A 14,267-nucleotide genomic window follows, 5' to 3' on the forward strand; every position below is an offset into this window, starting at 1 on the left:
AATGTAGCTGGAACTTAAAAAAGCAACGGGCCGTTAAGCCCGTTGTTCGTTACATCATCGCAGTTCTATTACTCTCGCCCGCTCAGCCTGCTTTCGGTAGTGGTCATATCGCTCCCGGAACCATGCCTGCTGTTTATTACTCATATTGCCGGTCACGGCATCGATATCAACTGGCTGGCCCAGGGCGTACATACGGGCAAAACTGCGTGCCAGAAAATCAAAATTCTTTAATGCGTTTATATCTTGTCGCTTCATTAGCATATCCCTCCAGTCGCTGTGGTTACTGTTCAAGGTCATATGCTTTTCTGATCTCAGTATCCGCCTGAAAAAGATCGATTTTTGAGCGATGTGTGCGCATCCATCTGCCAGTGTTCACATTTCAGGAGCGACAAAACTCTTCAGCCCTGGTCATGATTTTCCCTCCCTTTTATCACTCATGCAGAAAACCTAAACGCCAGCCATGCAGTAAGTTCGCCACGTATCCGGAAGGTGCGAACGGCGTGCTTTAATGCCAGACGCTGTAACAGGTCGCCCAGCGCGTTCAGGTGGGTTTCCACCTGCAAGCGTCTTATCAGTTCGAATAACAGACAAAGAATATTTACACTGGCGGATTAATACTGATTACCTGAACAAATGGGTAAATGGGTGAATCCGGGCTTGTTGGCCATATAGAGAGGGGCGCATGTAGGTTGCCGCGGTTGTGTATCGAACTGCGCATTGTTTTCTACAACACGCTGCTCCTGGCCTTTCACGGCTATTCTCTTTTTCGTCTGCGCTTTCCTGGCGGAGGGGGAGGGTTTTACCTGCCGGGGCAGTTCGGAGGCACCATAACCTGAACAGAATCGCTTCGACTGGCTCAGACTTCCGCCATTGCAGACAAAACGACCATCCGATGTACAGTGTGCTATGCCACCTTTTGAGCCAGAGCAGGGCTGTCTTCCACGGGCGGCACCAGCCTGCATGTTAAAAAGTACACTGACCGTAAGAAGGAGAATTCTCATTTTCATATCTGTATCCATGATTGACGTCATCATACTCAGGGTATCCCCTCAGCCATTGACCTTTTCGCCAGATAAAATGCAATGACTCATGGCGAAGAAATCAATTATTAATATTTCAGTACCCGCTACAGCACAAGCTCTACAATAACTCATTGAAAAGTAACTCTTTAATGTATCTTTTCTGACCAGGGTAAAATAAATATCTGGTCGTTCATGTTGCCTGCTCGCCCAATTTTCATGAAGTGGTTATTTTCGCAGGCGAAACTCTGCAATATGCATCCTCGCGATGTCGGTAAAAGATGTGGGGTGGTTTTACGTGCTGAATTTCAAAATTGGCTCACAATCGGGCTGTATTATCCAGATACTGCTGTTGTTTCAGATGACGGATTAATACCCTGCCCTCGGGCATAAACTCCGTGCCGTAGCGCACCAGCCCCACCCCCTTCAGCTCCGCATCAATGGCGTAGCGGAGTTCACCGGGCTGAATCTGTTCCTGCATCACCACATTAATCCGGCTCAGGCGCGGCTCGTATTTCAGCAACACAGCCGACAGTGTGGTAATCAGCTGGTGGGCGGTCCCGGGCATTCCCTGGAGGATTTTTGTCATATCCGGCAGACCGTAGTCCGGCAGGTGAGCCAGCGTACCGGCGCGGCAGTTGAGGATGCGCTGCATATTATCGAGTACTGATAAAATCAGCTGGTTCTCCTCACTGACACTGTGCAGGTCAAGCCCGCCGGCGAAGTTACCGTACAGCATGTCATACAGAGACGGACGCGGCATCATTCCCCCTCCAGCGGTTTCAGCGTCAGACGATTATTACTGACTTCGATAACCCGCGCCTTATCCGGGTCAAGGTCGTCACGGGTCAGGGTAATACGCCAGGTATCATTTACCTGGTCCGGTGCCATAAACATCCCCGCCACCGCCACAACCTGCGCGCTCTCTTCCATCGGCATATCCAGCGTCACCGATTCGCCAGGGCGCAGGCGGATATCCTTTTCCGCCACAAGATCGGCTTTAATGGCCTGAGTGTCACTGGCGAACAGCGACGGATAATCAGTACTGTCAAACGCCTTACGCTCTTTAAGCTGGTAAATTCGCACCACCGTTGCCAGCGATGCCCCCTTCGCGTTGTTGTTCACCCCTTCGCGCGCCTGAATATCCAGGTGAAGGGTTTTCACCTGTCTGTAAAAAATGGACTTCGTGACGGCGACGGTGCCATCCGTCACTTTCTGCGTCAGACCGCAGCCGGTTAACAGGGTCGCCAGAGTGATTGCCAGCGCTTTACCAGCGGTAATCGCCATCTTCATCGTTTTTCCTTCGCTGAATGTTTTCCCGGACGCGCTGAAAGCGTCCAGGGTGAATGGTGATAATGTCGTTTCTGTTCTGTTGCGGATTAAGGGGACGCAGCACTGCCGTGCGCCCGACCTGCGCGATCTGTTCCGCATTGCAGGACAGCCGCGCATCCGGCAGCAAATGCCGGGCAACGCATAACTGCATACGTACATCCAGGTGCGCGCCCAGCCACACGTGCAGCAGCGCCATCAGGTCAGCGTGCAGGTCACCGCCCGGCAGCCAGCCCCGGATCTCTTCCGGGTTGTCCGTGCTCAGGCGCAACAGCACCTGGCCGTTCACATCCGTGGCATGCGTGCCCATCACCGGCCGGTGCTTCAGGCTGACCGGCTGGCATGTACTCATCGCAACCGGCTGCTTCAGCGGGATACGGCAGCGGTCATGGTGATAAACCTGCGTGCGCGTATCCGGTGCCAGCAGCCGCACCAGCGCCCCCATTCCCTCCGCCGTCCGTCCCGGCAGCATCATCACCGGCAGCAGCGCCAGAAATCGCGACAGCGGCGTACCGGCTGCCTGAGCGCAGCCGGGTATCCCCAGCCCCGCCAGGCCCAGCAGGTATTGTGACGTGTTGTCAGCGCCGCCGGCCTTAAAGGTGGCCGGGTACGAATACTTACGCCAGATGCGGTAATACTGGGTAATCAGCCGGTGACTGAAAATATCCAGAAAATCCTGCGTCGCGTCGTGCCCTTCCCGTCGCTGAGCGATATCGTCGGTGTAGTGGGTCGGCAGCGGCGACTCCACGCCGTACAGCCACATAAAGGTGACGCGCACCGACGGCGGCAGGTGCGGATGTTCCGGGTCTTCCATCCCCCGGATTTCACCGGACGGAAACCCCATCCACGGATGCGGGCGAAAACGCACTGGCTCCTGCCGCACCCGCCAGTCGCTGCCGGGCACCGGCATCTCCGGCAGGCTCTGTTCCAGCAGCTGGCAGAAGCGGTAAAAATTCATATACGGCAGCTGGTGCCGTACCTGCGCCATCAGCCGGGCAGGCGCGGACTGTGATTCTCTTTCCACCGGATACATTTCCCTTCTGGCTGAACAATCAGCGTGAGCTGGTTAAACTGATTCATGTCGGCATACAGGGCGAAAAAACGGTTAAGCAGTTCGCCAAACAGGTGGATATCGCCCTCTCCGGTAAATCCATTACTGTCGAGCGTCACCTCCACGTCCAGCCCGCGCAGCAAAAAACCGTCCTCAAAGCGCTGAATGCGGTGGTGCCTGACATCCTGGATGGCATCGAGGCGACGGTTGTTCAGCTCGTCGTCCCGCCAGTTATAGAGCGAGAGCGTGCCGCGCAGCACCAAAGCGCTGCTCATCATATTGAGAAACCGGGAGCCCAGATGGCTCATCACCCGCCAGTGGAAACGATCCTCCGCAGGCGGATATGCGGGCAGCGTCGGCTTGCAGAGATTACGCACGGTGAGGGGCGTGTCATAGACCTGTTCACAGCGGTCCAGCAGCGTGCTCTGCAACGCCCGGCGCGGTAACTGGCCGTTGGTGCCAGTGATGCGCAGCGAGACTGTCTCCCGCTCCAGCATCCGGTCAGCTTCCCACTGCTGGCCGCCCAGTATCAGCCAGGTATCGTGCATCCCGGTGACGCCCCGCTTCACGCGAGTGTGGTAATATCGTTCCGGCGCGTGACGACGCATCATGCCGCCCTGATGGCGAAAACTGGTGAACGGCACATAGTGCGCTTCGCCGGTACGCCCGGAGCCGTTGACGCTGTCCACCGAGTAAATCTCGGTATGCCCGTCCTGAAGACGTTTCGGGCGCAGCAGGTATTCACTCTCCAGTCCGCTGATGGTCAGCGGGTCGGCTTCCAGGGTGAACAGGTTAATTACCGGCACGCAGTGCAGGCGCAGGCTGCTGTCTGTTACCGGTAAATCGCTCTGCCATACCTGGCTGAACACCACCTCGATATCGAAATACGCCGTACCCGCCGGAAGCGTGATATTTTCCAGCCCGTTAAGATGGACGAACATAAACTTTTCGCGGAAGGTGAAATACTCCAGCAGCAACTGATAACCGCTGAAGGCGCTGTCGCCCTTTGGCCACAGCCGATCTTCCTCAGCAAAACCGCCCGGGGAGAAATAACCGTCCAGTGCGATCCGCTCTGTCTGCCCGGGCAGGCGAATGTACAGCGCCGCCTGGCGTTTTGTCAGCCAGAGGTGCAGGCTGCTGCCCGTCACCCTATCTTCGCCCAGGTACAGCGGCAGATGCCGGAGGTCCGTCTGCGGCCAGTCCGCCTGCGTACTACAGGCAAAACGCACCCGCAGGAGCGAACGCCCGTCAGGCTCCGTGGTCATAATGACCTTTTCCACCGCGAGCGGATTCAGCGTCAGATCCCGGGTGGTGCGGTAGCGGCAGACGGTGTTTTTAGGACCAACCGGGCGGGAGCTGATTTCCAGCCCGGCGGACAACGTTTCCGCCATTTTCATCGCCGGCACATCCGGGGACAGTGCCACCACCGACAGGGACGGGATGGTACGCAGGTAGTGCGGCCACAGCATACTCACCAGACTTTCGGTCAACTCCGGCAGGTCGTCATCTATCTTTTCGCGCAGACGTCCCATGGAGAAGGCGAAGCCCTCAAACAGCCGTTCAACATACGGGTCAGGTGTGCCGGCTTTGTCGAGGTCGAGCATTGCCGCCCGGTCGGGGTGCGTCTGCGCGAACTCTTTCGCCGCCTCGCGCAGGTAGCGCATTTCAGCGTCAAAATAACGCAGGGTTAAATCTTCCATAATTTTCCGGCTATTAATGTACAGGAGGATGGGTGATGAGCCCTAATACACGCAGTGTTATAGGGAAAAATACAATATCCGCAACGGCCGTGAAGGGTGTTAACACGATGTTTGTTGCCAGTCGCAGAGGATGAAAGTGAGTTGAGTCTTCTGTAGAATAAAATTCCACATTATGTTTTTTAACCAATTTCTCGCTATTATTAAACAGACTGTCGTTCTTATCTCTGGGAATAATTACCCCTTCGAGGCGTATTTGCTTAATATACCTTCCACCCTCATTCCAGAACCCCATTTTTTTAAGGTCATCAATATCCTGAGCGGTAAGGTTGCTGTCGCTTTTATTAACCTGCAGTACAAGCGCATCGGAAAAATGCATGACAAGATCATTTCCACGCGGCATATCCAGTTTTAGCCTTAAACCATCAAATTTCACATAACCGGTAACCAGCGCTACCTGTGTGGATAATTTATCCAGGGCAAGTAACTCTTTCGCGCCTTTCGTTAGTATATAGATGTTTTTTTCACCCTTGAAAGCGACACCATCCCGAGGTATTTCTACCCTGACCTGTGTCTTTCCCTGAATAGCCGAAGCAGAGAGATTTTCATAATAAAACGCAGCGGTAACCTCGTCTGAAATCAAAGTACGTTCTTTTATCTTTGTGTCAGCAACTCTGTTTTCTCCCCAAAGAATTGCTGTACAGCCTGAAAGCTGAATAAATATAACCGACAATATTATTTTCATAATCAAATGCATGATTGTTGTATATCCCTGATAATGATTTTTTTGTTACGTTTGTTTAATTATCCGCACTACACGGTGGCTCTGGCAGCGTCAGTTGCAATCAGCCCCGCCAGCAGATGTTCCATCTCCGGATTCAGGCGTGTTTTATCTGTATCATTACGTCCGGCCCTTCATACGGAGCAGCTTCAGGCGGTAGGCTTTGACCTCAAACAGCAGTTCTGGCGCCCACTGCGTGAGCGTGATGGCGCGGCCTGGCAGGCTGTAATCAGTGTGTGAACGGATGCCATCAGTACGTTTCCTCTGTGGGGTCGGTGTCATCGGTCAGGGGGTCAGCGGCGGGCTCGCTGACGGTGAATATCTGCAACGGCAGGCTGAAGTTTCGCAGCTTCAGCAGGGCCAGCGGGCCCTCCCCCGCCTCGGTACGCAGGGTGTAGTTCAGCGGTCTGCCATCCTGCGCCTGCCACGTGAGACTGTAACTGCTGCCCGTGCCGGGATACGCGCTGACTGACGCCTTGTCCAGCAGCCTTATCCAGCCCCACGCCCCGGACATATCCGCATACTGCCGGGTGCCGGCCTGGGTGCTTATCCAGCTTAATGCCGCACCCGGCGCTTCGGTGTCCGCAGGCCAGATAAAACGCTTCCAGGCGGGCATCTGGTTCATATAAGTCAGCTTCTGGCTGTCGATAACCAGCCGCGTCTCCATGATGCCATCCGCCGTTCCCGGGCGCAGTTCAAAGGACAACCCCGCCTCCCCGCGGGTGAACACCACATCGGAAATATGGCTCAGGGTATCAACCGCCCTGAGGAAGGCCGGATTGAAGGTCAGCCCCTGAGCGTTGATGCTGTCCGGCACCCAGTGACTCCCCTCCCTGTGCAGCACGCCGTTAAGACGGGTCTGGAGAAAACGGGTGATACGTCCGGAATCAGCGTTGAGGTATCTGGCCAGCAACGGCAGTGAGACCTCGCTGCTGACATCCTTAAACGGATACCGCCCGCCAAAGGCGTTGTTCCAGTCATCCACCACGGCGGTCTGCCACTGTGCATTCAGGCTTTCAGCCGCCGGAGTCAGTACCTGCTGCCAGGCCTGCTCCATAGGCCGCACAAACATCGTCTGCCCGAAACCACTCCATTCCTGCCCGAGTCCCGCTGCCACCAGACTGCCGTAGTCGCGGGTCTCGGTTAAATCCACCGCCTTACCCTGAAACACCGTCTGCGCAAGCAGCCGGGTCATGGCCTGCGGGTCAGCGGCGTTGGTCACCTGCTGTAGCCGCAGGCGCACCTGGGTGACGCGGGTCAGAAACGTCTGGAGGCTCAGGTCGGTATTTCCGCCGCCTTTCTGCTGGCTGTTAATGAGCGCCAGTACCGGGCCGAAGGTCGCCTCCAGCGGGCCGCGCGAGCCGCCGCTCTGGTCAATGGCCGGCTGTTTATCGCCACCGAGCAGATTCTTCGCAGATTTCACCAGCGAATCCGAAATGGCTTCGCCTGTCTGCCCGGTGCGGCCCTGAACATTCAGGGTGTTCATCAGCGCCACCAAAGGTGACTGACGCACATCGGCCATTAGGGTGAGCTGGTCAATGGCGTCGGACAGGGTCACTGCCCGTTGCCAGCGCAGACTGTTGAGAAAATCGAGCCAGGCGGTACTGAAGTCGGCAAAGTAACGTGCGGTGAGCCGCTGCTTCAGGTCTTCCGGTGGGGTCTGCTGCGTGGCGGGCTGTCTGCTGTCGCTCAGCACCCAGTCCATCTCCTCGCGACGTTCATTCACCACCTTATCAATGGCAGGCTGTACCGCCTCCTCCCACGCCTGACGGGTGAACATTCCCGGCACAATTTCATCCGTGGTGAACAGGCGCGGGGCGTCGGTATCGCCGGTCATGTCCTCCAGGCGCATATCGGCATACTGGTTCGCCACCTGTGCGAGCATTTTCTGATAGAGGGTGGATTCGCTGTTGCGCACCCCCATCTGGCGAACCAGCAGCGTGCGCGTCTGGCTGACCAGCATATCGTCAGCATGAAGACGCCACTGGGGGTGTGACGCCAGGCTCGCGGCATAAAAGGCGTACAGTACCGGGCCGCTGCCCTGCCAGAGGCCGTTCGCCACACCCGCACGCTGCGGCCAGTCGCGCATCAGCGTGGTGGAAAACCAGGCCGCATCCATTTTCTCCGGCCGCGAGAGCATCAGGTACAGCCTGAGCTGGTCGTAAACCGGTTTTGCCATGCGCTCACGTAACGGACTATCCGGTGGCTGCTGTACAAAGGCCTGTATCCGCGTTCACCGGACGGCCGACAAACTCCACCTCATCGCCCTGCGTAAGCTCCGCTTCCTGCTGCACCTCCGGGCGTTCATCCGACTGCGCATCCAGAAGTCCACGCAGGCGCTCAAGCTGGCTCTGCGCCAGCGTCAGCAGCGGCCACAGGCCGTCACAGCGCAGCAGTTTCGGTTTTTCCACCAGAGCCATCAGGAGGTGAATGCTGCGGATGTGCTCTTCCCCCGACAGCGAGGCGTGCAGCCAGGCGTCCTGCATCAGTGACTGCACGCCCTCCGAAAGCTGCGGACGGCTGCGCACTGACCGTGGCAGGCTGTCCAGAAAACCCAGCATATCCTGCCATATCGTATCCATATCCCATTCGTAGCGCCGCGCCAGCACCGTCAGGTCGCCCTCACCCTGCTCCAGCAGTTTCAGCAGCCAGTGCTCAGGCAGTATTTCCGCATGGGCGCGGGTCTGGCACAGGGAAGCGGCCCCTTCCATCGCGCGGGCACAGTAAGGGTTAAGACGGCGTAACAGGATGGCTGGATTTTCCATGAGACTCTCTCTTTATCAGTTCCGGACACGCTACCGCCCGTCGCTGTTCCCTGTTATTCAGGAACCCAAAGCGCATCAGGTCGGGCAGGCAGATTGTGTTTTTCTTTGCACAGCGTCCGTGCATACAGACGCTGTGCAAAAAATTGCGGACAGGGCCCTGTCCGCATGCGACTTACGCAGTGGCGCGTTCGTTCCAGGAATCGGAATGAATGATGTTGCCGTCCTTGTAGGTCCAGGTGATTTTTTCGTAACGCAGTTCAATCTGCTCGAGGTGGTTGTGCTTCTCGAAAGCAGGATCCTTGATGTCATGCATCTTCGGATTCACTTTCACCAGCTTCACGTTCTCAAGCTTCGTGTTGAAGTACTCCACTTCCTGGCCTGCGTCATTGATTCTGTACCATTTGAACTCGGCCGATTTCAGGGTCTGGCCGGTCGTCACCGCCTTGTACAGGTACGGGCTGGAGGAGTCGATTTCCTTGGTGAACAGGAAAGGCGTGTGGATACGGGTGCCGGTCAGCTTGCCGGTATTGTTATCGGTCGGGATGTACAGGTTATGCTCCTGGGCCACCACCTCGATACTGCCTTCACGATCCTGAACGTCCACAGACCCTTTGATGTCCGCGCCGCCGTCGTCCTTCAGCCACAGATAGACTGGAATTGCCATGTTAATTACTCCGTTACATTGTTATCAGCGCCATCATCCTGCGATGACGCATGGGTCGTGCCCGGCGCCTGGCAGGCATTCGCCTGCGGTACCAGACTGATTTCGACACGGCGGTTCAGCGCCCGGCCTTCAGCCGTGTCGTTGGTGGCGACAGGACGGCTTTCACCATAGCCCTGCACCGCAAAACAGCTCTCCGGCACGTCGCCGGTATCCCGCATCCAGTCGCGGACCGACTCCGCACGCTTCAGGGACAGCACCTGGTTGAACGGGTCATCCCCGGTGCTGTCGGTATGGCCCGCCACCACAATCAGCCAGCCGGGCTTCGCCTTGATCCCCACCAGTGAGTTCACCAGCAGCTTCGTTGAGGCGGGTTTAAGCGCCCACTTTCCGGTATCGAACAGCGACATGCTGTCGAGGCGGACAGTCTGCGGCCCCTGCACGATTTTCTTAATCACCGGACGAAGTGGCGGCGGTGGCGTCCAGCTATTAATGGCGGCTTCTACCGGCGGGATCAGACGCATGCCCTGATACAGGCCGAGCCCGTAACGCAGTGGCTCGCCACGCCGCAGCCAGTCGTCCAGCAGGCGGCTGTCTGCCCGCAAACGCTGCTGCGCCTGCTGCTTCGGCTCAGGTGGCGTGCCGCTGAGACGGTGGTATACGGCAAGGTGGTCGCCCACGCTGCGCACCAGCCGCTGGTTGTTGATAAAGGAAGCCAGCATCGCCAGCGCAAGGAAGACAAAGCTGATACCCCCGGCCAGCCGCATATTCTGCATCCGGCGGCTGATGCCGTGGCGACGCGGCAGGTACGGCAGCAATACCTCCGGCAGCGGCAGTAAATCCGGTGCAAAGACAGGTTTCGGGCAAAGCGTGGTGATACCGGCTATCTGCTGCTGCCAGAGGTTATCCTCTGTTGCGGCGATCGGTGTCAGACAGATACCTGCCGCGCAGAGATTCAGCTGCGGAAGCTCACCCTGTCTGGCGCTGAGTGGCCGGGTGAGGTGGTGCGCCATCAGCGCCAGTATGCTGTCCAGCCACAGCGTGTCATAAAGGCGTGAGGCGCGGCTGCCGCTCTCCCACTGCCAGTCCGTCACCGGCAGGGCGACATGTCCGTTCTGCCGCACCCGCACGCCCGGTAACTCCGGTGTGACGGTAAACCACTGCGCCTCTTCTTTAGAGTGAAGGTCAGGTGGCGACACCCAGGCCACGCTCCATACCGGCGGAACACCGTTCAGCCAGTTCCGGCACTGCGTAATACTGCGTCGCCAGCCACGGAGCGTCTGCGCCAGTGCCTCTTCCGACGTCTGCTGTTCCGGTATCAGCGCCAGCAATACCGAGACCTGCGACACCAGCGCCGGACGGACAGCCGCCAGATGCTGCGCCAGCAGCGGCAGCTGTTCTGCGTTTTGCGCGTGTATGTACCAGCCCTGACGGGTTTCACGATAAACGGTATCGGGAGGGAACAGGCTGGTCGTATCGCCGCAGGCCAGCACCACCGCACCCTGAAAATCTTCCGGGGGCAGGACATGCTCCGTTACCGGTATGACGAACTGGCGACGCCGCCACCGATGCCATAGCGCCGCGCCGCAGACCAGCAGAATACAGATGCTAAGCACAGAACGGCTGACGGTGGAAAGCGGCCAGAAACCCACGACCAGCCACAGGGCAAGGACAGCAGCAAACAGTGTGAGTAGCGTTCGGGTGAGTTGACGCATCCGTTATCCCTGCCCCGCAATCTGCGCCACCATCTGCGACAGCACAGAGGAGAAGGTGAACCACAGCGCCGCCAGCACCACCACGCCCGCCGCCCAGCCCAGCCAGTACATCCGGCGTCCGCTGCGCAGGCGGGATGCCCTGACCACCACAGGCGTTTCCTGGGTCAGCGCAAACGGCGGTACGCGCTCACTGAGCGCGCGCACCACATCCTCACGCCGCTCATCATCCTGCGTGCGGTACTGGCCGGTGAAGCCCAGTTGCAGAGTGCGGTACAGACAGGTCAGCACTGCCACATCCGGCGCAGGTTCGCGCAGGGCCGTACGGATACGCTCCCATAGCTCTTCTCCTGCATTCAGGGTACGGAAAAACCGCGCCTGAAGTGGGTCTTTTCGCCACTGGCGGTAACCGTCATCCTGTTTATCCCGGTTCAGCACGCTCTCATCCATCAGGGCGCAGTACGCATACAGCATATGTTCGCAGGACGTGGTGCTGAACCCGGCTTTGTTCAGTGATTCACGCGCGGCGTTCACCCACCGGCAGGCCCGTCGGTACAGCGCTTCGCCGTCCTTTACCTCCTGGCCGCTGCGCAACTGCCTGACCATCAGCCAGCCCGGATAAAACGTTTTGTTTATCAGGTCAATGTCGGCATCGTTCATGAGCGCAGCACCGCAAACAGTTCAAGTTTCACCTCACCGAGGGAGCCCGGCGTATAGAAGGTACAGTTCCCGGCTTCCAGCATGGCACGAGCAGCATCGGTGGACAGATCCAGCGCGAAATACTGATTTTCCAGGCGCAGCGGGATGGCCGCCGGAACGTGACTCAGCGGTTTAATCACCATCCCGCTCAGGGCGATATTCACCACCTCAGAGACATCATCGTGGCTGCCCGCCTTGCACAGTTGCGGGAAGCGCGTCTGGAGTTCGTGGTTTGGCATGGCGGAGCGCACGGAGAGATAGAAATCGGCCCCTTCACGCAGCCTCGCGTCGTGCAGCTTCCCGCGCCAGATTTCCCGGTCTTCGCCCTGTTTCAGTTCAATAGCGATCACGCGCGACGGCAGACTGGCTTCAAGGAGACTATCAAGCAGGGTAAACAGCGGCGGGAACACCGTTTCCGGCGCGTCATGCCGATAGGGGGGAATGGCGTCCACATCATGTTCAAGCGAAAAGGTCAGCAGGCTGCCGGCAAGGCGGGCCAGCTCGCGGTACAGCAGTTCCGGATGGCGGGACGGCGCCTGGTGCAGCTCCGTCAGTACCGGCTCAACGCTGTTGAGGGCGTTCAGCAACCAGAACAGCGATACATCGGCCACCGCGAAGTCCGCCATCCGCTCGTTGCTTTCACGGCGCATTGCCATCAGGCGCTTACGCCGGGCCGCAAGGCGGTGCAGCAAATCACTCAGTTCGCTGAGCAGTAGCGGGCTGGCAGATAAAGAGAGCAGCGGCGGAATAAAGCTCCGCTCCAGTACCCACTGCCCCTGCGCGTTTCGCATCAGTCTCGCCACCGGGCAGGTAAGCCAGGCGCTGTTTTCCTGAGTCGACAGCCGCAGCGTCAGGGCATGACGAAGTACCGTCAGTTCACTGCGCTCATGCCCGGCCAGTTCCTGCACCGTCACCCGTTCAGACTGCCAGCGGCGCGGACGGGCACTGTCCTGCCCGTCATCCAGATTACCGCCGTTGGCGCTGAGGAGTGGCAGACACAGCAGCACTTCAACTGCATCACTCCCCGCCGCTGATAAATCACAGACCGGCGGCAGGTTATCCGCCAGATCTGTGTCCACCAGTGTACCATCCGCAAAGCGCACGCAAAGCCGGGTGGCATTCAGCCGTGAAAGGGCCAGAGCGCCTTCGTCGAACTCCGCACACAGCACACCCCACGGGTGCGCCAGCGCCATCCGGGCCACGGTGTCGGCCACATGTGCATCCCAGCGGGCCTGCTGCTGGAACTGCTGCGGGGCCAGGAAGGCCCCGTCTTCCCATAACGGACGATAAATTTTCATCCCTGCTACCGCCTTACGCTTTCGCTTTCGGCATCTGGCTCACCAGAGACAGGTTCACATCCATGCCTTCCACCTGGAAGTGCGGCACCGCAAACAGCTTCACGCGGAAGAAACCCGGGTTGTCTTCGATATCTTCCACCACCACTTTCGCGTCACGCAGCGGATGAGAAGCCTGCAACTCATCGCCCGGATCGGTCATTTCCGTCACCAGACTACGCACCCAGGTATTCAGCTCCAGTTCCAGCAGACGGCGGTCCTTGGTGGTGCCGATGTTCTCGCGCTGGATGAGCTTCAGGTAGTGCGCAATACGCGACAGCAGGAAGATGTACGGCAGACGGGCGTTGATGCGGCTGTTGGCCGTGGCATCTGCGGTGTCGTACAACGCCGGTTTCTGCGCGGAGTTCGCCGAGAAGAAGCAGGCATAGTCGCGGTTTTTGTAATACGAGAGCGGGATAAAGCCGAGGTTGGCAAACTCAAACTCGCGGGTCTCCGGGATCATCACCTCAGACGGAATTTTCACCTGGTTGCCGGTGCCCAGATCGTACAGATGAATAGGCAGATCTTTCACCGCCCCGCCCGCCTGCGGGCCACGGATCTGCACGCACCAGCCGTTATTGATGAAGCTCTTCACCATGTTTGACGCGAAGGAGAACGACGCGCTGGTCCACAGGTATTTCTCGTGATCCGGGCCTTTCACCTGCTCAACGTAGTTAAAGCTGCGTACAGGTACGGTGTCCGGGCCATACGGCAGACGCCCCAGCACGCGCGGCATCACGAGGCCGATGTAGCGGGCGTCGTCGGTGTCGCGGAAGGATTTCCACTTAATGTACTCGGCGCGGTCGAAGTAGTTGCCGATATCCTTAATTGCAGCGACCTCTTCCATCGAGTCTTTCAGGAAGAATTTCGGACCGACAGAGCCAATAAACGGCATATGTGCGGCAGCTGATACTTTAGAGATGTTGCGCAGCAGCGCCACATCCTGCGGGCTGGCGTCAAATTCATAGGATGAAATCACGGAACCAATCGGCTCGCCGCCCGGGGTGTCGTATTCGGCGGTATAGGTGTGCCAGTAGAGGCCGCTCTGAATAAGTTCCGGCGCGTCTTCAAAGTCCTGACGCAGATCTTCTTTCGACACATCCAGAATTTCTGGTTTTCACATTCTGGCGGTAGTCGGTGCTGTCCACCAGCTGCTTCAGGCCGCGCCACAGGGACTCCACCTTCTGGAACTCCTGGTGATGCATTACGGCATCCAGCT

Annotated in this window: 11 protein-coding genes and 4 pseudogenes; all 15 read right to left on the minus strand. The window is 58.0% G+C overall.

Annotated features, from left to right (window positions below; all coding sequences use genetic code 11):
* Positions 1–54: 54 nt before the first annotated feature.
* The gene (gene glgS, locus ACOTX1_RS21135; protein ID WP_022650936.1) at positions 55–255 is read right to left on the minus strand and encodes a cell surface composition regulator GlgS; all 201 of its coding nucleotides are present in this window, start codon (positions 253–255) and stop codon (positions 55–57) included.
* Positions 256–611: 356 nt separating this feature from the next.
* Positions 612–1,007: a hypothetical protein gene (locus ACOTX1_RS21140; RefSeq protein ID WP_071785726.1), complete on the minus strand. Its 396-nt coding sequence runs from the start codon at positions 1,005–1,007 to the stop codon at positions 612–614.
* Positions 1,008–1,338: 331 nt separating this feature from the next.
* The gene (gene tssE, locus ACOTX1_RS21145) at positions 1,339–1,782 is read right to left on the minus strand and encodes a type VI secretion system baseplate subunit TssE (protein WP_003857652.1); all 444 of its coding nucleotides are present in this window, start codon (positions 1,780–1,782) and stop codon (positions 1,339–1,341) included.
* Positions 1,782–2,306: a type VI secretion system lipoprotein TssJ gene (gene tssJ, locus ACOTX1_RS21150; protein ID WP_003857655.1), complete on the minus strand. Its 525-nt coding sequence runs from the start codon at positions 2,304–2,306 to the stop codon at positions 1,782–1,784. Before tssJ ends, tssE begins: the two co-directional genes overlap by 1 nt.
* Positions 2,287–3,381 (minus strand): type VI secretion system baseplate subunit TssG, encoded by a 1,095-nt coding sequence (gene tssG, locus ACOTX1_RS21155; RefSeq protein WP_072253481.1) that lies wholly within the window; start codon positions 3,379–3,381, stop codon positions 2,287–2,289. Before tssG ends, tssJ begins: the two co-directional genes overlap by 20 nt.
* Positions 3,336–5,099 carry a type VI secretion system baseplate subunit TssF gene (gene tssF / locus ACOTX1_RS21160; RefSeq protein WP_023313952.1) on the minus strand — a complete coding sequence of 588 codons (1,764 nt, stop codon included), beginning with the start codon at positions 5,097–5,099 and terminating at the stop codon, positions 3,336–3,338. The genes tssG and tssF overlap by 46 nt, the downstream gene beginning before the upstream one ends.
* A gap of 13 nt (positions 5,100–5,112) precedes the next feature.
* A complete protein-coding gene (locus ACOTX1_RS21165; RefSeq protein ID WP_023313951.1) occupies positions 5,113–5,853 on the minus strand; it encodes a hypothetical protein in 741 nt (246 codons plus the stop codon).
* 56 nt (positions 5,854–5,909) lie between these two features.
* Positions 5,910–6,090: pseudogene (locus ACOTX1_RS21170) on the minus strand (hypothetical protein); the annotation flags it as partial.
* A 37-nt stretch (positions 6,091–6,127) separates the two neighbouring features.
* A pseudogene (locus ACOTX1_RS21175) lies at positions 6,128–8,107 on the minus strand (ImcF-related family protein); the annotation flags it as partial.
* Positions 8,103–8,642: pseudogene (locus tag ACOTX1_RS21180) on the minus strand (Clp protease N-terminal domain-containing protein); the annotation flags it as partial. The pseudogenes ACOTX1_RS21180 and ACOTX1_RS21175, both read right to left, overlap by 5 nt.
* Before the next feature lie 172 nt (positions 8,643–8,814).
* Positions 8,815–9,306 (minus strand): type VI secretion system effector Hcp, encoded by a 492-nt coding sequence (hcp, locus tag ACOTX1_RS21185; RefSeq protein ID WP_009653685.1) that lies wholly within the window; start codon positions 9,304–9,306, stop codon positions 8,815–8,817.
* A 5-nt stretch (positions 9,307–9,311) separates the two neighbouring features.
* The gene (locus ACOTX1_RS21190) at positions 9,312–11,018 is read right to left on the minus strand and encodes an OmpA family protein (protein WP_023313948.1); all 1,707 of its coding nucleotides are present in this window, start codon (positions 11,016–11,018) and stop codon (positions 9,312–9,314) included.
* A 3-nt stretch (positions 11,019–11,021) separates the two neighbouring features.
* Positions 11,022–11,675, minus strand: coding sequence for a type VI secretion system protein TssL, short form (tssL, locus tag ACOTX1_RS21195; protein WP_023313947.1), 654 nt, complete (start codon positions 11,673–11,675; stop codon positions 11,022–11,024).
* Positions 11,672–13,012 (minus strand): type VI secretion system baseplate subunit TssK, encoded by a 1,341-nt coding sequence (gene tssK / locus ACOTX1_RS21200; protein WP_032667088.1) that lies wholly within the window; start codon positions 13,010–13,012, stop codon positions 11,672–11,674. The genes tssL and tssK overlap by 4 nt, the downstream gene beginning before the upstream one ends.
* Before the next feature lie 13 nt (positions 13,013–13,025).
* Positions 13,026–14,267: pseudogene (tssC, locus tag ACOTX1_RS21205) on the minus strand (type VI secretion system contractile sheath large subunit); the annotation flags it as partial.

It is taken from the genome of Enterobacter cloacae complex sp. IR5401 (genome assembly GCF_049238425.1).
In the GTDB taxonomy this organism is placed as follows: Bacteria; Pseudomonadota; Gammaproteobacteria; order Enterobacterales; family Enterobacteriaceae; genus Enterobacter; species Enterobacter hormaechei_C.